At 65.7% G+C, this 22,455-nt stretch carries 19 protein-coding genes; 7 read left to right on the top strand and 12 right to left on the bottom strand.

What is annotated here, in order from left to right:
- The first annotated feature begins 11 nt into the window (after positions 1-11).
- Together BMI87_RS09125 and BMI87_RS09120 are read left to right on the top strand one after the other, a co-directional pair.
- The gene (locus BMI87_RS09125) at positions 12-1,436 is read left to right on the top strand and encodes a GTPase (RefSeq protein WP_078520862.1); all 1,425 of its coding nucleotides are present in this window, start codon (positions 12-14) and stop codon (positions 1,434-1,436) included.
- Between the two features lie 220 nt (positions 1,437-1,656).
- A complete protein-coding gene (locus BMI87_RS09120; protein WP_078520861.1) occupies positions 1,657-3,177 on the top strand; it encodes a bifunctional UDP-sugar hydrolase/5'-nucleotidase in 1,521 nt (506 codons plus the stop codon).
- Positions 3,178-3,440: 263 nt separating this feature from the next.
- Here the strand turns inward: BMI87_RS09120 and BMI87_RS09115 are convergent, their stop codons facing one another.
- A complete protein-coding gene (locus BMI87_RS09115) occupies positions 3,441-3,908 on the bottom strand; it encodes an Lrp/AsnC family transcriptional regulator (protein WP_075774978.1) in 468 nt (155 codons plus the stop codon).
- A 114-nt stretch (positions 3,909-4,022) separates the two neighbouring features.
- On the opposite strand from BMI87_RS09115, the gene putA reads away from it, so the two are divergent.
- Positions 4,023-7,442: a bifunctional proline dehydrogenase/L-glutamate gamma-semialdehyde dehydrogenase PutA gene (putA, locus tag BMI87_RS09110; protein ID WP_078520860.1), complete on the top strand. Its 3,420-nt coding sequence runs from the start codon at positions 4,023-4,025 to the stop codon at positions 7,440-7,442.
- 6 nt (positions 7,443-7,448) lie between these two features.
- On the opposite strand, the gene modC is transcribed toward putA, so the two are convergent.
- From modC to BMI87_RS09075, 7 genes are all read right to left on the bottom strand, one after another.
- Positions 7,449-8,528, bottom strand: coding sequence for a molybdenum ABC transporter ATP-binding protein (modC, locus tag BMI87_RS09105; protein WP_078521046.1), 1,080 nt, complete (start codon positions 8,526-8,528; stop codon positions 7,449-7,451).
- Entirely contained in the window at positions 8,525-9,220 is a 696-nt protein-coding gene (modB, locus tag BMI87_RS09100; protein WP_078520859.1) for a molybdate ABC transporter permease subunit, read from the bottom strand. Before modB ends, modC begins: the two co-directional genes overlap by 4 nt.
- Positions 9,217-9,966, bottom strand: coding sequence for a molybdate ABC transporter substrate-binding protein (gene modA / locus BMI87_RS09095; protein ID WP_078520858.1), 750 nt, complete (start codon positions 9,964-9,966; stop codon positions 9,217-9,219). Before modA ends, modB begins: the two co-directional genes overlap by 4 nt.
- 140 nt (positions 9,967-10,106) lie before the next feature.
- Positions 10,107-11,207 (bottom strand): c-type cytochrome, encoded by a 1,101-nt coding sequence (locus tag BMI87_RS09090; RefSeq protein WP_078520857.1) that lies wholly within the window; start codon positions 11,205-11,207, stop codon positions 10,107-10,109.
- Complete coding sequence (locus BMI87_RS09085; protein WP_168175181.1) at positions 11,204-12,484, bottom strand: c-type cytochrome; 1,281 nt, start codon at positions 12,482-12,484, stop codon at positions 11,204-11,206. Before BMI87_RS09085 ends, BMI87_RS09090 begins: the two co-directional genes overlap by 4 nt.
- A gap of 16 nt (positions 12,485-12,500) precedes the next feature.
- Positions 12,501-13,154, bottom strand: a complete 654-nt coding sequence (locus BMI87_RS09080; protein ID WP_078520855.1) for a cbb3-type cytochrome c oxidase subunit II — start codon at positions 13,152-13,154, stop codon at positions 12,501-12,503.
- Complete coding sequence (locus tag BMI87_RS09075; RefSeq protein ID WP_246832673.1) at positions 13,151-14,725, bottom strand: cbb3-type cytochrome c oxidase subunit I; 1,575 nt, start codon at positions 14,723-14,725, stop codon at positions 13,151-13,153. Before BMI87_RS09075 ends, BMI87_RS09080 begins: the two co-directional genes overlap by 4 nt.
- A 631-nt stretch (positions 14,726-15,356) precedes the next feature.
- Here BMI87_RS09075 and BMI87_RS09070 point away from each other — a divergent pair.
- Together BMI87_RS09070 and BMI87_RS09065 are read left to right on the top strand one after the other, a co-directional pair.
- Complete coding sequence (locus BMI87_RS09070; protein WP_078520854.1) at positions 15,357-15,686, top strand: YidH family protein; 330 nt, start codon at positions 15,357-15,359, stop codon at positions 15,684-15,686.
- A gap of 60 nt (positions 15,687-15,746) precedes the next feature.
- Positions 15,747-16,592 carry a fumarylacetoacetate hydrolase family protein gene (locus tag BMI87_RS09065; protein ID WP_078520853.1) on the top strand — a complete coding sequence of 282 codons (846 nt, stop codon included), beginning with the start codon at positions 15,747-15,749 and terminating at the stop codon, positions 16,590-16,592.
- A gap of 61 nt (positions 16,593-16,653) precedes the next feature.
- Here BMI87_RS09065 and kdsA read toward each other — a convergent pair whose 3' ends face one another.
- Genes kdsA through BMI87_RS09050 form a run of 3 tightly spaced genes read right to left on the bottom strand, consistent with a single transcriptional unit; the run spans position 16,654 to position 19,976 of the window.
- On the bottom strand, positions 16,654-17,487 hold the full coding sequence (gene kdsA / locus BMI87_RS09060; protein ID WP_078520852.1) for a 3-deoxy-8-phosphooctulonate synthase: 834 nt from the start codon (positions 17,485-17,487) through the stop codon (positions 16,654-16,656).
- 37 nt (positions 17,488-17,524) lie between these two features.
- Positions 17,525-19,339: a capsule biosynthesis protein gene (locus BMI87_RS09055; RefSeq protein WP_078520851.1), complete on the bottom strand. Its 1,815-nt coding sequence runs from the start codon at positions 19,337-19,339 to the stop codon at positions 17,525-17,527.
- Entirely contained in the window at positions 19,323-19,976 is a 654-nt protein-coding gene (locus BMI87_RS09050) for an ABC transporter ATP-binding protein (RefSeq protein WP_078520850.1), read from the bottom strand. The genes BMI87_RS09055 and BMI87_RS09050 overlap by 17 nt, the downstream gene beginning before the upstream one ends.
- A gap of 155 nt (positions 19,977-20,131) precedes the next feature.
- Here BMI87_RS09050 and BMI87_RS09045 point away from each other — a divergent pair, with 155 nt between their 5' ends.
- Both BMI87_RS09045 and BMI87_RS09040 read left to right on the top strand, forming a co-directional pair.
- A complete protein-coding gene (locus BMI87_RS09045; RefSeq protein ID WP_078520849.1) occupies positions 20,132-20,713 on the top strand; it encodes a uracil-DNA glycosylase family protein in 582 nt (193 codons plus the stop codon).
- The gene (locus BMI87_RS09040; RefSeq protein WP_078520848.1) at positions 20,710-21,510 is read left to right on the top strand and encodes an SseB family protein; all 801 of its coding nucleotides are present in this window, start codon (positions 20,710-20,712) and stop codon (positions 21,508-21,510) included. The genes BMI87_RS09045 and BMI87_RS09040 overlap by 4 nt, the downstream gene beginning before the upstream one ends.
- Positions 21,511-21,531: 21 nt before the next feature.
- On the opposite strand, the gene BMI87_RS09035 is transcribed toward BMI87_RS09040, so the two are convergent.
- A complete protein-coding gene (locus BMI87_RS09035; RefSeq protein ID WP_078520847.1) occupies positions 21,532-22,440 on the bottom strand; it encodes a formate/nitrite transporter family protein in 909 nt (302 codons plus the stop codon).
- Between the last annotated feature and the right edge of the window lie 15 nt (positions 22,441-22,455).

Below are 22,455 nucleotides of genomic sequence, written 5' to 3'. Positions count from 1 at the left end.
GCGAAAGGGCAATGATTTTCAAGCAAGAGATCAGCCGCGAGGACGCGCCGCCCGATCCCCATCGCGCGCCCCTTCGGGTGGCGATCTGCGGCGAGGTCAATTCCGGCAAGTCCACCGTGCTCAACGCGATTTTGCGCGCGCGGAGCATCGGCGACAATCTGGGCCGAACCGAGCGTCCAACGGTCGTCGCGCGGTACCGCGCGACGCCGGGCGTGGTGATGCGCGACGCGACGGGGCGCGAGATCGACGCGGCGGAGGTCGAAGAAGGCTGGGCGGTGCCCTCCGAGATCTACGTCTATTCCGCGCAGCCGCATCTGCAGGGGTTCGAATTCGTCGAAGTGCCTCTGAGCCGCCCCGAAGACGTGAACGAAGAGCAGATTGGCCTGATCGCGACCTGCGACGTGATGATCTGGGTGACGATCGCTTCGCAGGCATGGCGGCTGACCGAGAAGACGATGATCGAGCGGCTGGGGCCGGCGCGCCCGTCGGATTGCCTGCTCGCGATTTCGCGCGGCGACAAGCTGCGCAACGACACCGACCGGGCGAAGCTGAAAGCGCGCGTTCAGCGCGAGTCGGCGGCCTATTTCTCGCGGGTCGCCTTCCTGCACGGGGCGCGCGATCTTCTGCGCGAGGCCGAGACCTCGGATGAGGCCTTCCAGCGCAGCGGTGGTGCGGCGCTGATCGCGGCGCTCGGGGCGATGACGGGCCGCGCGGTGGTGGGGCTCGACTCGCTCGATCCCGAGACCGAGGCCGATCTGGCGATTGGCACCCATGACGCGCCCTCGCCGCTGCTCTCCGAACATGGGGGCGCGGTGCTGCCGTTCCGCGCGCGCAGTGTCCGCAAGCGCGCGTCGCAACCGGCAAATTCCGGCGCACCCGTCGCGCCCCCCGGGGCCGAGCCCGAGTTCCGGCCTGACCCGCATCCCGTCGACCGCACGCCCGAAGTGTCGCCGCGACGGGTCACGCGGTCGTCCAAGCCGGGCCGTGACGCGGAGCGCGAGCCCGGTCGTGAGCCGGGGCCGAATGTCACCGGGCCCGTCATGCCCGAAACCGAAGCCGAGATGGAGACTTGGCAGGAGAGCGCGCTGCTGCTGGCCACCACGCGGCTCAGGCTCGGTATCGAGCTGCCCGAAGGCCTGCAGCTTGCCGGGCGGATCGGCCCCAGCGACCGGATCTTGCGGCCCGTCAAAGGATCGTCGGACGAGATCGTGGCCTGCGCGAAGGCGCTCGAGAACCTGATGGCCGGGTTCGCCGGGAACTACACCACCGTGTTCGGCGGTCAGCTCGACACGATCACGGAAGCCGGCGACGATGTGCGCATCATGTTCGCAAGCGCGCCCGAGACCGGCCTGACCTTCGCGCAATTCACTGTCGACCTGATCGACGAGGCAGAGGCGCATGCGGTGTTTGCCCGCTTGGCGGGCACCTTGGCCTGATCGGGCTTGGCATGACGGGGGCTGCAGGTCGCCTCTGCGCGCTTCTGCCGCCTGCAAAGCGACGCGAAAACAGGCGCCGCCCTTCACGAGAACGCAAGGTCATCCGACTATCGGTTTGCGCCGTGGCGGAGTGCGGCTAATCTTTCTCCTACGCCCCTGCGCGCCGGTGACTGCGGCCGCGCGGGGTCTATGAAAAAGTTTATTCCGCAGGGAGACCGAAATGTCCGATTTCAAGCGCCGTCTGGCTGCCCTCATGCTGGGCGCCGCCTCGACCGGGCTTCTGGCCGCAGGGCCCATTCAGGCCGAGACGGTGAAGCTTACGATCCTCGGGGTCGGCGATATTTACAATTTTGACGGCGATGGCGAGCGTGGCGGGTTGGCGCGGCTCAACGCGGTCGCCAAGAAGGAGCGCGCGGACAATCCCAACACGCTCTATGTCTTCGATGGCGACATGCTCTCGCCCTCGCTTCTGTCGGGGATCGACGAAGGCCAGAACACGATCGACCTGACCAATATCGTGCCCTTCGACATCGCGGTGCCGGGCAACCATGAGTTCGATTTCGGGCCGGAGAATTTCGAGAAGAAGATGGAAGGCTCGAAATACCCTTGGGCCGCGATCAACATCACCCAGGCCGACGGCTCGCCCATTCAGGGCCTTGGCGGCGTGATGATGAAGGAGATCGCAGGGCTCAAGGTCGCGCTGGTGCCGGTGGCGCAAGACACCACGCCCGAGGTCGCCAATTCGGGCGATCTGAAATTCCAGCCCACCGTCGACACGGCAATCGCGGCCGCCAAGAAGGCCCGCGAGGACGGCGCGGATCTGGTGATCGGCGTCGTGCAGACCGACCAGTCGAACGACCGCAAGCTGATCGCGAGCCAGGATTTCGACGTGATCATGTCGGGCGACGACCACCTCAACGCGATGTTCTATGACGGGATCACGGCTTACGTGGAGACCTCGATCGACGCGCGCTATCTGCAGCCGCTCGATCTGACCGTCGACATCTCAGAGAAGGACGGCAAGCGCAAGATCAGCTGGACCCCGAATTTCCGTTGGATCGACACCGCGAATGTCACGCCGGACCCGGAATCGATGGATCTGGTAAACGGGTTCAAAAAGCAGCTCGACGACAATCTCGGCCAGCAGATCGGCACGTCGGAGACCGAGATGGACTCGCGGCGCAACGTGGTGCGCTCGCAGGAGAGCACGATGGGCGATCTGATCGCCGATGCGCTGCGCGATGCGACGAAGGCCGATGTCACGCTGATCAATGGCGGCGGCATCCGGGGTGACACGACCTATGACGCGGGCCACAAGATCACCCGCAAGGACGTGCTGACCGAGCTGCCCTTCGGCAACAAGACGGTCGTGACCGAGATCCCCGGCTCGCAGCTTCTGAGCGCGCTGGAGAACGGCTTCAGCCAGGTCGAGAACGGCGCGGGTCGTTTCCCGCAGATCTCGGGCATGAGCGTGGTCTATGATCCGAGCGCGCCTGCGGGGTCGCGCGTGGTCTCGGTCGAGGTGGGCGGTCAGCCTCTCGACACCGACAAGGTCTACAAGGTCGCGACCAACGATTACATGCTGGGCGGCGGCGATGGGTATGGCGCGCTTGGCGGTGGCGAGGTCATCGTGAACGCGGGCAACGGCAACCTTATGGCCAATGACGTGATGACCTATGTCGAGAACAAGGGCACGGTTGCGCCGAAGCTCGACGGGCGGATCAAGAAACAGGGCGAGTGAGTTCGGTCTGATCGGAATGAGAGGCGGCGGGGAAACCTGCCGCCTTTTTCTATTGCGCGGCCCGGGGCAGGTTGCCCCGTGCCAAGTGGAGGCTTTGCCCGGAATGGCCGCGAAGCGGCCCGGGCAGCGCCCGACCGCCCCCTCGGGCGGGCGCTTGGGGGCTAAGCGCGCGGATCGAGGTCATCCGGATTTGGCCGCGATAAAGCGCAGACCACATGGCGAGGGACGCCCGCCCGGCGATCGGGCGCGGCCCTGCGCTCACCTCACTCCAGCGGCGGCGCGCTCGCCTCCACAACGGTCTCCATCGCGACATAGCTCGAGGACGAATGGACATGGGGCAGGGTGGACAGCTCCTCCGACATGATCCGCCGGTAATCGGCCATGTCGCGGGCGCGGATCTTCACGAGGTAATCGAAGCCGCCGGCGATCATGTAGCACTCTTCGACCTCGGGGATCGCACGCACCGCGGCGTTGAACGCTTTCAGTGCGGTCTCTCGCGTATCGCTCAATTTCAGCTCGATATAGGTGACATGGGTCAGCCCCAGCTTGATCGGCGAGATCATCGCGCGGTAGCCCTTGATGAGCCCGGTTTCCTCCATCTGGCGGATGCGCGCGGCCACCGGCGTCTTCGACAAGCCGACCCTGCGCGCTATCTCAGCCACGGGGAGGCGTGCATCGGCGATAAGCTCGTTTAGGATTCGCCTGTCGATCGCATCGATCTCTTCACTCATGGGCTGCGGAGTCTCCAAAAATAAGTCTTAGAGACCATCGCTTAGCAAATCTTTGAGCCAATCGCCTAGGGGAAATCGCATAATATCGGACAATCAGATTTAAGGGAGGATCGCATGGGCGACACGTTCGATCAGTTCACAACGCAGGCGAAATTCGCCGATGAAGCCGCACTTCTGGAGCGCCTGAAGGGCCAAGCCGAACTGAGCGAGAGTGATCGCACGCAGATCTCTGCCCGCGCGGCAAAGCTCGTGCGCCGTATCCGGACCGAAGCCAAACCGACGCTGATGGAGCATTTCCTCGCGGAATACGGTCTGTCGACGCAGGAAGGCGTGGCGCTGATGTGTCTGGCCGAGGCGATGCTGCGCGTGCCCGATGCCGAGACGATCGATGCGCTGATCGAAGACAAGATCGCACCGTCGGACTGGGGCAAGCATATGGGCACGGCGTCGTCCTCGATGGTCAACGCCTCGACCTGGGCGCTGATGCTGACGGGCCGCGTGCTCGAAGACGAAAAGCCCGGCATGGCAGGCGTGTTGCGCGGTGCCGTGCGCCGTCTGGGCGAGCCGGTGATCCGCGCCGCCGTCAGCCGCGCGATGAAGGAGATGGGCCGCCAGTTCGTCCTCGGCGAAACGATCAAGGACGCACTGGGCCGTGCCAAGAAGCTCGAAGATCGCGGCTATACCTACAGCTACGACATGCTGGGCGAGGCTGCCCGCACCGCGCGCGACGCCAAGCGCTACGCGAAGGATTATGCCGACGCAATCGCCGCCATCGCGAAGGTCTGCAAGGACCGCCCCGTGGCCGAAAACCCCGGCATCTCGGTGAAGCTCTCGGCGCTGCATCCGCGCTACGAGGTCGCCAAGGAAGAGCGCGCCATGGCCGAGATCGTGCCGGTGCTCAAGGATCTGGCGAAGGCCGCGAAGGCCGGGAATATGGGCCTCAATATCGACGCCGAAGAGCAGGACCGTCTGGTGATCTCGCTCAAGATCATCAAGGAGGTTCTGTCGGACCCCGAGCTTGTCGGCTGGGACGGGTTCGGCGTGGTCGTGCAGGCTTACGGCAAACGCGCGAGCCTCGTGATCGACTGGCTGGGCGCGCTGGCGGAAAAGCTCGACCGCAAGATCATGGTGCGTCTGGTGAAGGGCGCCTATTGGGACACCGAGATGAAGCTGGCGCAGGTCGAAGGCCTGCCGGACTTCCCGCTGTTCACCACGAAGGCGGCGACCGATGTCAGCTACCTCGCCAATGCGCGCAAGCTGTTCAGCTACACCGACCGCATCTATCCGCAATTCGCGACCCATAACGCCCATTCGGTCGCGGCGATCCTCGAGATGGCCGAGGGCCGTCCCTACGAGTTCCAGCGCCTGCATGGCATGGGCGAGCGTCTGCACGAGATCGTCCACCGCGAGGAAGGCACCCGCTGCCGCATCTACGCCCCCGTCGGCGCGCATCGCGATCTGCTGGCCTATCTGGTGCGTCGCCTGCTGGAGAACGGTGCGAACTCCTCCTTCGTGCACCAGATCGTCGATGAGGACGTGGCCCCCGAGACCATCGCGGAAGACCCGTTCGTGCAGCTTGCGAATGCCGAGCGTTCGGCGATGCTCAAGCTCCCCTCGGAAGTGTTCGCCGAGTCCCGCGAGAATTCCACGGGCTTCGATCTGACCGATGAGGGTACGCTGGCGCGTATCGATGCCGCCCGCGATGTGGCGATCCCGGATGCAGGGCCCCTTGTGGCCGGTGAGGCGACGGGCGAGGCCGTGGCCGTCATCAACCCGTCGACGGGTGAAGAGGTGGCCCGCGTCACCGAGGCCGACGAGGCCTGTGTCGCCGCAGCTATAGACGCCGCACGTCCGTGGACTGCCCCGGTCGCTGAGCGCGCCGCCGTTCTGCGCCGCGTGGCGGAGCTTTACGAGGAGAACTTCGGACCGTTCTTCGCGGTGCTCGCGAAAGAGGCGGGCAAGAGCCAGCTCGACGCTGTCGGCGAATTGCGCGAGGCGGTCGACTTCCTGCATTACTACTCCGCGCAGGCCGAAGAGAGCGACCCGACCGCACGCGGTATCTTCGCGGCGATCAGCCCGTGGAACTTCCCGCTGGCGATCTTCACCGGGCAGATCTCGGCGGCGCTGGCTGCGGGCAATGGCGTGATCGCGAAACCGGCCGAGCAGACCCCGCTCGTCGCCGCGATCGCCGTGCGCCTGATGCATGAGGCGGGCGTGCCGCGCGACGTGCTGCAACTCCTGCCCGGTCAGGGCGAGACGGTGGGCGCAGCCCTGTCGTCCAACCCGAAGATCGCGGGCATCGCCTTCACCGGCTCGACCGAGACGGCGAAGATGATCCGCCGGTCGATGGCCGACAATCTCGATCCGACCGCGCCGCTGATTGCGGAAACCGGTGGTCTAAACGCGATGATCGTGGACTCCACCGCGCTGCCGGAACAGGCCACGCGCGACATCATCGCCTCGGCCTTCCAGTCGGCGGGTCAACGCTGCTCGGCGCTGCGCTGCCTCTATGTGCAGGAAGACGTGGCCGAGGGTCTGATCTCGATGATCAAAGGGGCGATGGACGAGCTGTCGCTGGGCGATCCGTGGTATCTGTCGACCGATGTCGGCCCGGTGATCGACGGCGAGGCGCAGGAAGACATCGCTGCCTATATCGCGACTGCCGAGAAAGAGGGCCGCGTGCTGCACAAGCTCGACGCGCCGTCCAAGGGGCATTTCATCGCGCCGACGCTGGTGAAAGTTTCGGGTATCGAGGCGCTGGAGCGTGAGGTCTTCGGCCCGGTTCTGCATATCGCGACTTATCGCGCCGAGGATATCGAGAAGGTCTTCGCCGCGATCAACGCCACCGGTTACGGACTGACCGCCGGTCTGCACAGCCGGATCGACAACCGCGTGCAGGAGGTCTCGGACGCCCTGCATGTCGGCAACCTCTACGTCAACCGCAACCAGATCGGCGCGGTCGTGGGCTCGCAGCCCTTCGGCGGCGAGGGTCTGTCGGGCACGGGTCCGAAAGCGGGCGGTCCGCTGTATCTCACGCGCTTCGCGATGGCGCCCGAGGCGTCGTCGAAGAATGGCGAATGGGGCCACAAGGCCGATCTCGATGCGCTGCGCAAGAAGCTCGCGAAAGCGGCGGCGAAGGCCGAGGCGAGCGAGCCGCTCGAGGCGCTGGAACTGCCGGGGCCGACGGGCGAGGCGAACACGCTGCGCCGCTATCCGCGCGGGCCGATCCTGTGCCTCGGACCGGGCGAGGCTGCGCAGGTCGCGCAGATCAAGGCGGTCGAGAAACTGGGCGGTGTGGCCGTCGGGGCCGATGGCAAGATCGCCCCGGAAGTGCTTGAAACGCTTGAGGATATCGCGGGCGCTATCTGGTGGGGCCACGATACGCGCGCCCTCGTGAAAGCGCTGGCGAAACGCGAAGGGCCGATCCTGACGCTGACCACGGGGGCGGTGCAGAAGGCCGATGTCCTGCATGAGCGGCATCTGTGCGTCGATACCACCGCGGCGGGCGGCAATGCGGCGCTGCTGGCGGGGTAAACCCCGCTAGCCCACATCCTCGGAGGCCACCGACATCGCCTTGATGATCGCGTGGCAGGCCATCCCCTCGGTCAGGCGAAGTGCTTCGACCGAGCGGGTGGTGAGCCGGGCCAGCAGATGCTCGTCGCCCATCTTCAGGCGGACGTAAACGCTGGGCGGGTCGGCGGGGCGCAGCTCCGCGACCGTCGCGGGCAGGATGTTGAGCGCGGACAGCCCCTCGGGCCGCCTGACCGCCAGGGTCACGTCGCCCGCATGGATGCGCAGCCGCAGCGATTGGCCGGGCTCGCCCGCCGGATAGGGCAGCAAAACCTGCCCGCCCGCGGTCTCGATCCGGGCGAGCCCATCGGCCTCCTGCGCCTGAACACGGCCCGAGATCACCGCGCCCGCTTCGCGCTGCCCGAGTGCCGGGGCGAGCGTTGGATCGGACAAAATCTCGCGCGCCGGGCCGAAGCCGCGCAGGCGACCGGTTTCGATCAGCGCGATGGAGGTTGCAAGCCGCGCGACCTCGGCGGGGGCGTGGCTGACATAGAGGATGGGAAGTTTAACTTCGTCCCGTAACCGCTCGATATAGGGAAGAATTTCCGCCTTTCGCGCGGCATCCAGCGCGGCCAGCGGCTCGTCCATCAGCAGCATGCGCGGGTTCGACAGGATCGCGCGGCCTAGCGTAACGCGGCTTTTTTCACCCCCCGAGAGCGCGGCCGGACGGCGGTCCAACAGGGCACCGAGGCCGAGCATCTCGATGATGCGGTCGAACTCCGGCGCGGTCTTGGTTGCGTTGAAGCGCTGGCCGTAGAACAGGTTCGATCTGACGCTCAGATGCGGGAACAGCCGCGCGTCTTGGAACACATAGCCGATGCGCCGCTTGTGGGGCGGCAGGCAGATCCCGGCGTCCGTGTCGAGCAGCACCTCGCCATTCACCACGATCCGCCCCCGGTCGGGACGTAGCAGCCCCGCGACCGCGTTCACCACCGTCGTCTTGCCCGCGCCGGAGGGGCCGAACAGTGCGGTGACGCCCTCGGGCGCGGTGAAATCGACGTCCAGATCGAGCGCTGGCAGGCGATGGCTGAGCGAGATTTCCAGCATCAGCTCTGCCCCGCGATCCGCGCCGCGATCCGGCGTGCCAGCCATTCCGAGACCAACAGCGCGCCAAGCGCCAGCGTGACCGAGATCACCACCAGCCGCGCGGCATCCGCCTCGCCGCCCGGCACCTGCAATTGCGAATAGATCGCGAGCGGCAGGGTCTGGGTCTGGCCGGGTATGTTCGAGACGAAGGTTATCGTCGCGCCGAATTCGCCCATCGCCTTGGCGAAGGCGGTGATGGAGCCCGCAAGGATGCCGGGCAGGATCAGGGGCAGGGTGATCGTTGCGAAACTGGCGATGCGCGAGGCCCCGAGCGTGGAGGCCGCCTGTTCCAGCTTCGGGTCCACCGCCTCGATCGCGAGCCGGATCGCGCGCACCATCAGCGGAAAGGCCATGATCCCCGCGGCCAGCGCCGCGCCGCGCCACGAGAAGGCCACTGTGATCCCGGTCTTCGCCAGCGCCGCCCCGATTATCCCGTTCGGCGCGAAGCCGATCAGCAGCAGGTAGCCGGTGACGACGGGCGGCAGGATCAGCGGCAGATGCACCAGCCCGTTGACGAGGCTGCGCCCGGGAAAGCGCCAGCGCGCCAGCGCGTAGGCCACGAACAGGCCCGGCGGCAGCGAGAGAGCCGTCGCCCAGCCCGCCACTTTCAGCGACAGGACAACCGCTTGCCAGTCGGAGGGCGACAGCCAGCTCATTCCAGCGTCTCGAAGCCTTGGTCGTGGAAGATTTTCGCCGCCGCGTCGGATTTCAGCTCGGCATAGAAGCTTTTGGCTGCGTCGCTGTCGGCAAGACGGGCCGCGGGGTAGCGGATCGGCGGGTGACTGTCCGCGGGGAAGGTCGCCACGACATGCACGCGCGGCTCGGCCACGGCATCGGTCGCGTAGGTGATGCCGTAGGGCGCTGCGCCAAGCGCCACCATCGCAAGCGTCGCGCGCACGTTATCGGCCTGCGCGACCTCAGGTTCGACCTTGGTCCAGAGGCCGTAATGCTCCAGCGCCGCCTTGCCGTATTGGCCTGCGGGCACCGCGTTCACCAGCGACATTGCGAGCTTGCCGCCATTCAAAAGTTCATCGAAATCCAGATCCGGCGAGATCTTTACCGATTGCGCCTTCGGGTCGTGCGCGATCAGCACGAGGTGGTTGGCCAGCAGGTCCGCTTGCGTCTCGATGCGGCCTGTCTTCGCGACCGTCTCCATCCAGCCGGGATTGGCGGAGATGTAGATGTCGGCCGGTGCCCCGGCGGCGATCTGACGGGCCAGCGCGCCTGAGCCCGCGTAGGAGATATGCGCCACATCGCCGGTCTTGGCTTCCCAGCCTTTCGCCACCTGATCGAGCGCGGTCTTCATCGAGGCGGCGGCAAAGATCGTGACGTCGTCTGCGCGGGCGGGCAGCGTGAGGCTCGCCGGGATCAGCGCAAGGGCGAGGATACGGGGCAGGGACATGGGGCCTCCTTCGATATGTTCCATCATACATATTGCAGCGCAGGCCGCCAAAGGCAAGCGCACGGAGGGCCGATTGGGGCGCAAAAAAATGGGCCGGCGCATCGCTGCGCCGGCCCGTTCGGGTCGTCTAAGGGAAAGGCTTAGCCGCCCGAGTTTTCGTTTTGCGTGGGCACGGAGGCCTGATCACCGGACGGGTAGCCCGGACCCATCAGCTCCCCATCGACTTCCTTGCCGTAGTAGCCCTGGTGCTTGTGGTGCCATTTGTCGAACGCGTCCTTCACCGTCACGTCGCCGATCTGGCGCGGGTCGTTCGGGCGCGGATGGCTGTCGACGAAGGCGGCCACGTCCCAAGCTTCCTGCACGCTGAGCTTGTTCGGCTCCGACAGCGGCATGTTGTGCTTGATGAAGGCAGCGGCGGCGTCGACCTTGTGCATGCCCGCGCCCCAGTTGAAGCTGTGCGGACCCCAGAGCGGCGGGAAGACGACCTTGCCGTTGATGTCCTTCTGGCCCTGACCGTCGGCGCCGTGGCAGACCGCGCAGTTCTGGGCGAAGACCTCTTCACCGCGCTGGCGCGAGGGTTCCTGATCGGGTTTGTCGATCTTGCCGAAGCCTGCGCCTTCCGGTTTCTCGCCCGTGGGCAGGCCCTTGGACATCCAGAAGAAATAGGCCTGCAGGTCGCGATAGACATCCGAGCCATAAGGCGGCGGGCCGCCCGAAGGCGAGCCTTGCGCGTTCATCGAATAGGTGAAGCAGCCCTTGATGCGGTCCTCCATGGTGTTCACCATTTTGTTCTTGCCGCGATATTTCGGATAGACCGGGTAGGCGGCCCACATCGGTGCGGAATAGGCCTGACGGCCTGCGTCGAGGTGGCAGTTCGAACAGGACAGGTCGTTGCCCACGAAGTCATGCGCGTTGGTGCCGGTATCGTTGAAGATCGCCATGCCGCGGCGCACCGATTTGCCGAAATCGTCATCGGGGATGGTGCTTTCCGCAGGCGGCTGGAACAGCGCGGCCTGCTTGCCGTCGCCGCCGCTTTGCGCCGCGGCGGTCTCGGCTTCGCTCTGATCGCGGGTGGCGCCGGTCAGCCAGCTGGGGGCGAGGCCGAAATCGACGAGGAGCGAGCCCAGCACGACCAGGACGAGGCCGCCGCCCACTGCGAGGATCGCCCGCAGCACGGTTTGCCCGCGGGAGGATTTGGTCTCTCCGCGCGGCGGGATATCGGACGGGTGCTTGTTACTCATTGATGCACTCCTTCACGGACCGGGATGTTGCTCTCCATCGCGGCCAGTTCGGTTTTGTCCATCGCCGGCATCGGGGCGAGCGAGGCGAGGTAATCGGCCACGGCGCGGCGATCGGAGTCGTTCAGGGCCTTGCCGATCCCCGCCATCAGGCCGAGCGGCGAGTTATGGCGCGCGCCGCCCGCCCACATGGCGAGCTGATGCGCGACATAGCTGGGCTGTTGCGCGGCGATCCCGGGGAAGTTCGGCGCGACGCCGACGCCCGAGGGCCCGTGACAGGTGAAGCAGGCCGGAACGCCGATCGACCAGTCGCCTTGTTTGGCGAGCTGCGCGCCGCGTTTGAGATCGCCCTGCAGCGAGGGTTTCGCGCCCGAGGGGCTGCTCATGCTCGCGTAGTAATTGGCCAGCTCGCCGATCTCGCGATCGCTGAGACCCTTCGCGACATAGGCCATCGAGTCGTTGAACCGGGTGCCTCTTTGGAAGTCATGCAACTGTTTGGCCAGATAGGGCGCCGGAAGACCCGCCAGACGCGGCACGGTCTCGATGCCTTCACCCTTGTCGCCGTGGCAGCTTGCGCAGGCCCAGACGGTGTCGGTGCCCTGACCCACAAGCTGGGCGACACGCTCGGAATCGGCGCCCTGATCGGCCGCTTCGGAGTTCGGCTGCGCGGGCAGGTCGTTGATCAACACGGCAAGCCCGGCTCCGCCATCGAACGGGTCCTTGTCGCCTGCGACCTTGCGGATATCGGCCACCTCGGGGGCGCTGATCGTCTTGGCGTCGTCGTTGAGCCCGGTCGCGACATAGGACGCGATTTCGGAAATCTCGGTGTCGCTGAGAACCGAGCCGAAGGCGGGCATCTGGCCTTCATAGCCGTCGCCATTGACGTTGAGCTTGCCGCCGATGCCGCGCATCACGATATGGGTCACGGCTTTCGCGCCGCCCAGCTTCACGACATCCGAGCCATGCAGCGGAGGGAAGGCGCCGGCCACGCCTTCGCCCGCGTCGCCGTGGCAGGTGGCGCAATTGTCGGCGAACAGCGTCTTGCCCGCGTCCAGATCGGGCGCGGCGGCCTGAGCGAGTTTGGTGCTATCCTCCTTCGCCACCTCTTCTTGCGTCTTGTCGGCAACCTGAACGGCGGTGCTGGTCTGGACCAGCATGATCACCCCCCAGATCGCGAGTGCGATCGCGATCGAATAGACGGGCCACGGGATGCGGCGGGTTTCCTCGAACGGCTCGAAGGTTTCGTCGGGACGCCGGGGATCGGGTTTCTTATCGGTCATTCTTGTCTCCCTGGTCTCAGTTCGAGGCCGTGGTGGCATCGGTCGCGTCGCGTTGCTTTTCGGCGATCAGCGCGTAGCCGTTGTCGCGCAGGCCGTCCTTCGGCGGGGCGTATTGGCGCTTCATGCCCTGCAGATAGGTCACGAGGTCGAGCGCATCCTGCTTGGCCACGATCACACCGGATTTCGGCGCGTATTGCGCGGGCAGCTTGACCACCACATCGTCGGGCCCGGCCTCGTCCTTATGCTCGAAGAGGTAGGGGTAGGCGGGCATGATCGACCAGCTGGCGATGGCGCGGGGCTGATAGAGGTGGGTCAGCTGCCAGGCCTGCGAGGGCAGACGGTCGCCGATATCCATCAGGTCCGGCCCGGTGCGCATCGTGCCCAGCTGGTGGGGGTCGTCATAGGCATAGTCGCCCGCGACCGAGGCCCGGCCCCAGCCACGTTCGGCATCGGGGGCCTGCGCCAGCGAGCGCGGCTGCTGCGAGTGGCAGTAGAGGCAGCCCATCGAGACATAGACGGCACGTCCGCGCGCCTCGGCCTCGGTGTAGGGTTTGAGCCCCTGCGACGGGCCTTGCGCGCTGATCTGCATGCCCGGCGCGATCACTAGGAACAGGGTCGCGAGCGCAAGGATCGCCAGCGCCGTGATTGCGAGAGGAAGATAGCGGTTCATTCTGCAGCCACCATGTTTTCGGTTTCGGTCTCACGGGTCTTCTTGGCGAAGCCGATCGCGATGAGGTTGATCGCCAGCAGCACGTGGCCCAGCGTCATCAGCCCGCCGCCGAGCGAACGGCCTTCGAGATAGGGCTTGAGCAGGATCACGCTGTCGGCGAAGGGCTTGGTCGCATCGAGCTGGGCGAGGCCCTGCAGGATGCCGCCGATGGTCAGCGAGAAGAAGTAGACGGCAAAGCCGATCACGTTCAGCCAGAAATGCCATGCGATCATGCGCGGGAAGGGCCAGTATTTGCCCGTTGCGCGCGGCACGATCTGGTAGATCGCGCCCATCAGCACCAGCGACACGAAGGCATAGGCGCCCAGATGCGCGTGCGCCACCGTGTAATGGGTGAAGTGGGTGATCGTGTTGACCGAGCGCAGCGCCTCGATCGAGCCCTGGAACGAGGCCAGCGTGTACATCACCGCCCCGAAGGAGATGAAGCGTAGCGGCATCGACTCCTTGAGCGCCCAGAGGTTGCTCGCCACCGTCACGTGCTGGTTGATCGCCACCGCGATGACGGGAACGAACATCATCACCGAATGCACGACCGAAAGCGTCACCAGCCAGGTGGGGACGGGGCCGCCGATCAGGTGGTGGATGCCGACCTGGCTGTAGAACAGCGCCAGCGCCCAGAAGCCCACCAGCGACAGTGCGTAGGAATAGACCGGTTTGCCGATGATTTTCGGGATGAAGTAATAGGCCGTGCCCACGCCCAGCGGCGTCAGCCACAGGCCCAGCACGTTATGCGCATACCACCAGTTCATCGTGGCCTGCTCGACGCCGTGATGGACGCCGGGGATGTTGGCGACGATGAAGAGCACCGGGAACCACAGCACGCCCGCGAGGAAATACCAGCCCGAGACATAGATGTGATGGACGTTGCGGTTCTTCGCGGTCGCGATCAGCGGGGCCACGAAACAGGCCGCGCCGGCGGCGAGGATGAGGTCGATCTGCCACGGGATCTCGAGCCATTCGAGACCGTCGGTCCAGCCGTTCGCGATGGCCAGAACGCCCGCCGCGAGACCGATATTCCACAGCACGATGCCGAGTTTCAGAAGGCCCGTCATGCGCAGGTTGGTGCGGAAGATGCGCGGGATGATCCAGCAGACCGCCGCAAGCCCGCCCTGGCTCGCCCAGCCATAGGCGACCGAGTTCAGGTGGACCGTGCGCATCCGCCCGAAGGTCATCTGCGCGGTCCCCGACATCAGATCGGGCAGGTGGAGTTCGAGCGAGGCGGCCAGCCCGTGCAGCGAGCCGTAGATCAGCCAGAACACCGCCGCCGCGATGAGCCACATCACGACGCTGGAGGAATTCGCGTCGATGCCGCTGCGGGCCGTGTCGAAATGGTGGGGCTTGTCGGGATAGTCGATATCCGCGCCCTCGCCGGGCTCGAAAATGGTCCGCGCGTCATCGGCGTCTGGTGTGTGGACCTGCTTGTTCGCGATCGCCCAGATCAGGATCGTCAACGCCAGAAGCGAGATGACGAAGCTGAGCGCGAGCAGCAGGCCGAGCGTTTCGGTGATTTGCATAGGCTGGCTCCGGTGTCAGACTTGACCCGGGCCGAGCCGGTGCGACGCGTGGATGCTCGTCACTGTTCCATTCTCCCTTTAGCCCGGTTGGTCGGTTTGTTTTCACGTCTCTTTCACGAACAATGCACGGCGGAGTGACCGGTTCCAAAACATTCAGATATGTGCAGATGTCGGGCGCTCCGACCCCCGCTCAGGGACGATCACGACCATGTGGCGCGGGGCCTTATGTTCGCGAACGCTAAGGATGGTGCAGTCACGGGGGCGCGACCACCTCACCTCACGCGATGATGAATTTGGTTGAACGGACCCTGCGGCAGGCGTTCCTGCGCGGAAAGCGCACGCGTCCGGGTACGCCTTATTTTTCACGCGCAAAGCCGTCGATGGGGCGCTCGTAATGTGCTCCCGCGGTGCTGATCGGGGCAACGAATGCGTGATCCGTGCCTCACGTTTGCCGTGAGACGGGTTGAAGCGTGGGCCGAAGTTCCAAGGGCAAGGGCCGCGCGCCGATTTTCGGGACGCGGGAACCGACCGGGGCCTCGGCGCGATTCTGGTGCAGGAACGGCGACAAGGGCGGCCTCTCGGACCCGCCCGCGACGCGCCGCGACGGGGCGATGGAAAGGCAGGGACGACAGTGGCCGCGAAGGAGAATTTCAAGGATCACGCCGCGAATGAGCGGACCTTTCTGGCCTGGCTGCGCACGGCCATCGCGATCGTCGGCGTCGGGCTGACGGCCGCGAAGCTGACCCGGGCGGATATTCCTGGCTGGTCCGATCTCGCGATGGTGCTGAGCGGCGGGGTGGTGGTGATCCTCGCCGTCGTGCGGATGCGGATGCTGCGCGCGCTGATCGACGCCGAGGAAGCGCCGGACGAAAAAGGCACCAACTGGCCCGATCTGCTGCTCTTCGCGCTGGTGATCGCGCTCATGGTTCTACTCGGGATTTTCATCCTGCATGTCCGCTGACGCCCTTGCATCTTCGCCGCTGCGCGGGCTTGATGCCGCCAAAATGAAGGAGGACATCACATGAAACTTCTGCGTCATGGGCTGATCGGGGCCGAGAAACCGGGGCTGATGGACGATCAGGGCGTGATCCGCGACCTGTCGGGGCAGGTTGCCGATATCGGGGGCGCGGTGCTCTCGGATGACGGACTGGCCGCGATCGGCTCGCTCGATGCGTCGGAGCTGCCCGTCGTGCCCGAGGGCACGCGTCTGGGCGCGCCGGTGGCCGGGATCGGCAAGATGATCTGCATCGGGCTGAACTATGCCGATCACGCCGCGGAATCCGGTGCGCAGGTGCCGCCCGAGCCGCTGATCTTCATGAAGGCCACCTCCGCGATCCAAGGGCCGAACGATCCCATCGTGCTGCCGCGCGGCTCCGAGCAGACCGACTGGGAGGTCGAGCTGGGCATCGTGATCGGCAAGCCCGCGAAATACGTCTCGGAAGAAGATGCGATGGATTACGTCGCGGGTTTCGTGCTCGCCAATGACGTCTCCGAGCGCAGCTATCAAAAGGATCGCGCGGGCCAGTGGACCAAGGGCAAGAGCTGCGACAGCTTTGGTCCGCTCGGCCCGTATCTGGTGACGCGCGACGCGGTGGCCGATCCGCAGAAGCTGGCGATGAAGCTGAGCGTGAACGGCGAGGTGATGCAGAACGGCTCCACCGCGACGATGGTCTTCGGCGTGAAGACGCTGGTGAGCTATCTGAGCCAGTTCATGACGCTGCATCCGGGCGACGTGATCTCGACCGGCACCCCTCCGGGCGTCGCGATGGGGATGGAGACGCCGCGCTTCCTGCGTCCGGGCGACGTCGTGGAGCTGGAGATCGAAGGTCTGGGCAAGCAGCGCGCCGAGGTCGTGGCCGACGCCTGATCCGATCGCAAAGAACAGGGCAGGGCGCGCGGGTCTCTCGCGCGCCCTTTTCTATGGGTGCTTACAACCGGATCGGGTCGTCCTTGGCGATCCGGTCGAACTCCATCAGCGTCTGCACGAGCTTCGGCATCTGGTTCAGCGGGATCATGTTCGGCCCGTCCGAGGGCGCGGTATCGGGCGCTTCATGCGTCTCGATGAACACGCCCGCGATACCGAGGCTGACGGCGGCCCGCGCCATCACCGGCGCGAATTCGCGCTGACCGCCCGAGGAGCCGCCCTGACCGCCGGGCTGCTGCACCGAATGGGTCGCATCCATGATCACCGGGTAGCCGGTCTTGGCCATCTCGGGCAGGCCGCGCATATCGGCGACCAGCGTGTTGTAGCCAAACGACGTGCCGCGCTCGGTCAGCAGGATCTTCTCGTTGCCCGTCGAGGCGACCTTGTCGGCCACGTTCGGCATGTCCCACGGCGCGAGGAACTGGCCCTTCTTGATGTTCACGACGCAGCCGGTCTCGCCCGCCGCGAGCAGCAGATCGGTCTGGCGGCACAGGAAGGCCGGGATCTGGATCACGTCGACCACCGCGCCCGCGATGCGGGCCTGCTCGGCGTCGTGGATGTCGGTCAGCACCGGGCAGCCGATCTCGGAGCGCACCTCTTCGAGGATCTTCAGACCCGCGTCGATGCCGAGGCCGCGCTTGCCCTTGAGGCTGGTGCGGTTGGCCTTGTCGTAGCTCGCCTTGAAGATGAACTGCGCGCCCGCCTGATCGCAGGCACGGGCCATTTCCTTCGCGATCATCATCGCATGGTCGCGGCTTTCCAGCTGGCAGGGCCCCGCGATCACCGTCAGCGGGCGGTCGTTCGAGACGGTCAGCCCGCCGATTTTCACGTCTTTCATATCTCTCTCCGCAGCCTCGTGACGGGCCGCTCAGGGGTCAGCTCGAGACCTGCTCGCGCAGGACCGAAGCTGTGAGCGACAGCATCAGATAGATGCCCGAGAAGATCAGGAAAGCCAACAGCGTGTTCTCGAAAGCGCGCGGATAGGTGGGCTCGTCCGGGGCGACGGGGCGCACGCCCATCTCCAGATAGCGCACCTGCTTGTTGGCCTCGATCCGGGCGGTTTCCATCTGCTGGGCGGCCGCCGACAGCAGCATCTGCCGGGTCTGCAACTCGCCCTGAGCGATCTGCAGCTGGCCGGTTACGGCGGCGAGCGACTCGCCGCCCGTGGATTGCCGTGCGGTCGTCAGCTGGCTGCGCGTGGTGTCGAGAAGCGCCTGAATGCGCTTGATGTCGCCCTGCACACCCGCGACCCGCGCCTGATTGGGCCGCGGATTGTCGAGCAGTTGCCCCAGTTCGAGACGCTTCTGTTGCAACTGGTTTTCGAGATTGGCGACCTGTCCCATCACCATCGAATTCTCGCTGACGGGATCGAGCACGCCGACCTTTTCCTGCAGCTGCTGCACCTTGGATTGTGCCGCGAAGACCTTGGCCTCGGCATCCTCATAGCTTTCGCGCGCGCCCTTCATCTGGTCGTCGCGCAGCCGCGAGGTCAGCTGGTCCACCTGCTGTTCGGCATAGGAGATCAGCGACTCGGAGAATTTCTGCGATTTCGCCGGATCGGGGGCGACCACTTCCATCTTCACGATGCCCTCGGAGGGGTCGTAGCCGATCTGCACCATCTTGGAATAGAGCCGGTAGGCCTGCTCGTCGGTCGCGTTTTCCGGCAGCCGCTGCAGCGGGTCGATGCTCTGGTCCTCGAAGATCTTCTTGAACCCTTGATCGCGGTCGAGCCGCTTCATCGCATCGCGCGATTGCAGATAGGACTGCACCGTGACCGAGTCCTGATTGGTGGCGAGCTGCGTGCCCGAGAACAGCGAGCCCAGCCCGGAATTGCCCATCCCTTCGGCTTTCTGGATCACGAAGGCCGATTTCGTCGCATACATCGGCGTGGCCATCGCGAAGTAGTAATAGGCGGCCATCAGCGTCGGCAGCACCACGAAGAAGCCCAGCCGTGCGCCCAGCAGCATCAGCTTGCGGCGGCGGCGTTTGGCGATGTCGCGCTGGATGCGCAGAATCTCGGCGGCGCGGCGGTCCGCGTTCATCACCTCGGTGGAGGGGACCTGACCCTGCTTGATGGTCTGCGGCAGGTTCACGCGGGTATCGGCGCCCGGCCCGTCGGTGCGCGCCAGCGCCCGCGAGGTCGCCTCTGCCTCGCCGGGTTTCACAAGCGCCACGATATTCGAGCGGTCGAACGGGTCGATCCCGCGGCGGCGCAGAAGCAGCACGGCCTCGAAATCGGAACTGGCCTGAACGCCGTGTTTCTGGGCCATGCGACGTGCGAGCCGCAACTGGCGCCCGGTCAGCCCTTCGGCGCGGATCGCGTCGATTTCTTCCTCGGGGGTCCGCTGGCCCGCGTCGATCACCTCGGAGTCGGTCTGGCCTGCGGTCGGGAATTTCTGATCGCCGAACCCGTCATCCTGCGGCTCGAACAGGTTGGAGGGATCGTCCGGCTGGCGCTGCGGGTGCGGCTTGTGCTGCCGTTGCGGCTGCGGTGCCTCCGCGGAGGGCGCGCTTTGCGCAGCGGATGCGGCGGAAGCGTTGGAAGCGCGCGGCGTGGCCGCCTCGGAGGTCGCGTAGCCCGCGCCCGATTGCAGCGGCATGGCGCCCAGTTGCAGCGAGCCATCGCTCCCCGTGATCACCGGACCATCGCGGCGGATACGGAATTTCGGGGCCTTAGGACTGGTAGTCATACAACCGCTTCGCTTCTTCCAGAGTGTCGAACTGATAAAGTTGGCCGTCGCGCAGCACCGCGGCGCGATTGCAGAATTTCTCGATCGTGGCGGGCTGGTGCGAGACCACGACCACGGTGGAATCGCGCAGCCGGTCGCGCAGGATCGAGCCTGCCTTGCGGTTGAATTCCACATCGGTGGTCGAGGGCATCCCCTCGTCGATCAGGTAAATGTCGAATTCCAACGCCAGAAGCAGGGAAAACGTGAACCGCGCGCGCATCCCCGAGCTGTAGGTGCCCACGGGCTGGTCGAAATATTCCGCGATGCCGGTCAGCCAGCGCGAGAAGGCTTCGACATAGTCCGGGTCGAGCCCGTAGAGCCGCGCGATGAACCGGGCGTTTTCGCGCGCCGAGTGTTTCGAGACGACGCCACCCATGAAGCCCAGCGGGAAGGAGACGCGGCTGGATCGGCGAATCTCGCCCTCGTCGGGCTTTTCGAGCCCCGCCATCATGTTGATGATCGTGGTCTTTCCGGTGCCGTTGGGCGCGAGAATGCCGAGGCTATGGCCCAATTCCACACGGAAGCTGGCGCGTTCGAGGATCACCTTGCGCTGCTTGCCGGTCCAGAAGGATTTGGAGACGTTCTCGAATACGATCATAAGCTCTCGGTCCGGGTCTCCAATTATACGCGTCTCGCCACTAAATCACGGGGGGCGCAGGCTGAGAACCCACCTAACCTTGGATTTGGGCAGGATTATGTTCACTTGGAGGAGGGTTATGCAACGAGGAACACATTGACACCAGAGAGGAAACTATGACCCGACCGGTGCAAGAGGACATCCGCGCCTGTCGCATCTGCGCGGCGCGGTTCCGTGCGACGGCCACGGGGCATTCTCCACGTCCTGTCGCGTGGTTCGGCGCGGGGGCGCGAGTGCTGATCGTGGGGCAGGCGCCGGGGCTGCGGGTGCATGAGACGGGCGTGCCGTTCAACGACCGCTCGGGGGACCGTCTGCGCGACTGGATGGGCGTGGACCGCGAGACCTTCTACGACACGACCCGCATCGCGATCGCGCCGATGGCGTTCTGCTTTCCGGGCTATGACGCGAAGGGCTCGGATCTGCCGCCGCCTTTGATCTGCGCCGAGACGTGGCGCGAGCGCGTCATGGCAGAGATCGGCCCGGTCGATCTGACGCTTCTGGTGGGTGGCGCTGCGCAGCGCTGGCATCTGGGCACGCGCAACGTGACCCAGACCGTGATGGGGTGGCGAGACCACGCGCCGCGCCTCTTCCCCTTGCCTCATCCGTCCTGGCGCAATACGGGATGGCTGAAGAAAAACCCGTGGTTCGAGGCCGACCTGCTGCCGGTCCTGCGCGCGCGGGTGAAGGAGCTGACATGACCCCCTATGACCGCGCCCATGCCGCGATGGAAGCCGAACCCGACAATGAGGCCAAGCGCCTCGCCGTGTTCGACCGTCTCGCCGATGCCGAGCTGTTCCTTTTGCTGGAGGAAGAGCCCGAGGACGAAAACATCAAGCCGCAGGTGTTCTCCACCGAAGAGGGCGATTTCGTCCTCGTCTTCGACACCGAGGATCGTCTGGGCGAATTCGCCGACGGCCCGCAGCCCTATGCGGCGCTGCCGGGCCGGGTGATCGCGCAGCATCTGGTGGGCGAGAATATCGGGCTGGGCGTCAATCTCGCGGTGGCGGATTCGGCGATGCTTCTGCCGCCCGAGGCGCTGGATTGGCTGACCGAGACGCTCGCACATACGCCGTCAGAGGCGCAGGGCCGTCCGGTGGAGTTCACCGCTCCGGGCCTGTCGCCTGCGGTGATCGCGCTGCTGCTGCCCGCCTTCGAGGCGAAGCTGCATCAGCTGGCCGGGATCGCGCAGGCCGCGGTGCTGGGCGGCGTGACCTATGAGGATGGCCACCGGGGCCATGTGCTGGCGGTGATCGGCGCGCATGAGCATTTCCGCGCCGGGATCGCCAAGGCGATGGGCGAGGCGCTGACTTTCTCCGGGCTGGATGCGGGCGAGCTGGACGTGACCTTCCTCGAGCCCGAGGAAAAGGCCGCGCAGCTTCTGTTGGACAAGGGCCTCGTGCTGCATGTGCCCGAGCCGGAAGAGGAAGAGGTGCAGGAGATCGTCCCCGGTTCCGCCCCCGGCATGGACCCGAGCAAGCCGCCGAATCTGCGCTAAGGTGCATCCGGCGGCGTTCGCTTATCGGTCGGACGCCGGGGTTGCCTCATCCTGTTCGCCCGTCACCTCGTTCTTCACCTGCCCCCATGTGAGCAGTGTGAAGACCGCCGTGCCGCCCGCGACATTGCCCGCCAGTACCGGCAGGAAGAACCGGCTGAACGCCTCGGCAAGGCTCATCTGGCCGGCCCAGACCAGCAGCCCCGCCTCGACCGAGCCCGCGATGACGTGGGCCGAGCCCGAGGCGGCGAGCAGCCATGTCATCGCGAGGATCACGAGGAAGGAACTGCCCTGCGCGGCGGGCATGATCCACACCACGGCCGCGATGATGATCCCCGCAGGCATCGCGCGGTAGAAGTTCTGCCCCATATCGCCATCGGTCGCGTGACGCGCCACCGCAAGCAGGCTGTCGGTCATCTCGTCGGGGATCACATGCGGGATGCTCAGGAAACCCGAGGCGATCGCGCAGCCCAGCACGTTGGAGGCCAGCACGATCGCCCAGAGCCGCAGCATCTTCAGCAGACAGGTCAGCGAGCGGTCCGCGACCACGGGCAGCACGGTCGTGATCGTGTTCTCGGTGAACAGCTGCATCCGCCCGAAGATCACCACCATGAACCCCGCCGAATAGCCAAGCGACTCGACCAGTATCCGCCAGTCCTCGTCGGGCAAACGGGCGTGCAGGCTCGCCTGCGCGATGACCGAGAGGCTGATGAGGATGCCCGCCGCGAGCCCCGACCAGACGAGCGAGATCAGCGGGCGGTTCAGCTCCTCGTCGCCGTCATGGCGGATCACGGCATAGATCAGCCGCGCCGAGAGGCGCGAAGCCTGCATCACCGAGCGCTTTTCGTGCCTTTCGCGCACGGCATTCGAGGCTTTCGCGCCCTCGTCGTCGGGCTGGTTTTGATCGTTACTTTGGGAACCATGTGATTTCATAAATCCAGAACACCG

The organism is Thioclava sp. F28-4 (genome assembly GCF_002020045.1).
GTDB classification, from domain to species: Bacteria; Pseudomonadota; Alphaproteobacteria; order Rhodobacterales; family Rhodobacteraceae; genus Thioclava; species Thioclava sediminum.
This window is presented reverse-complemented; position numbering and strand designations above follow the sequence as displayed.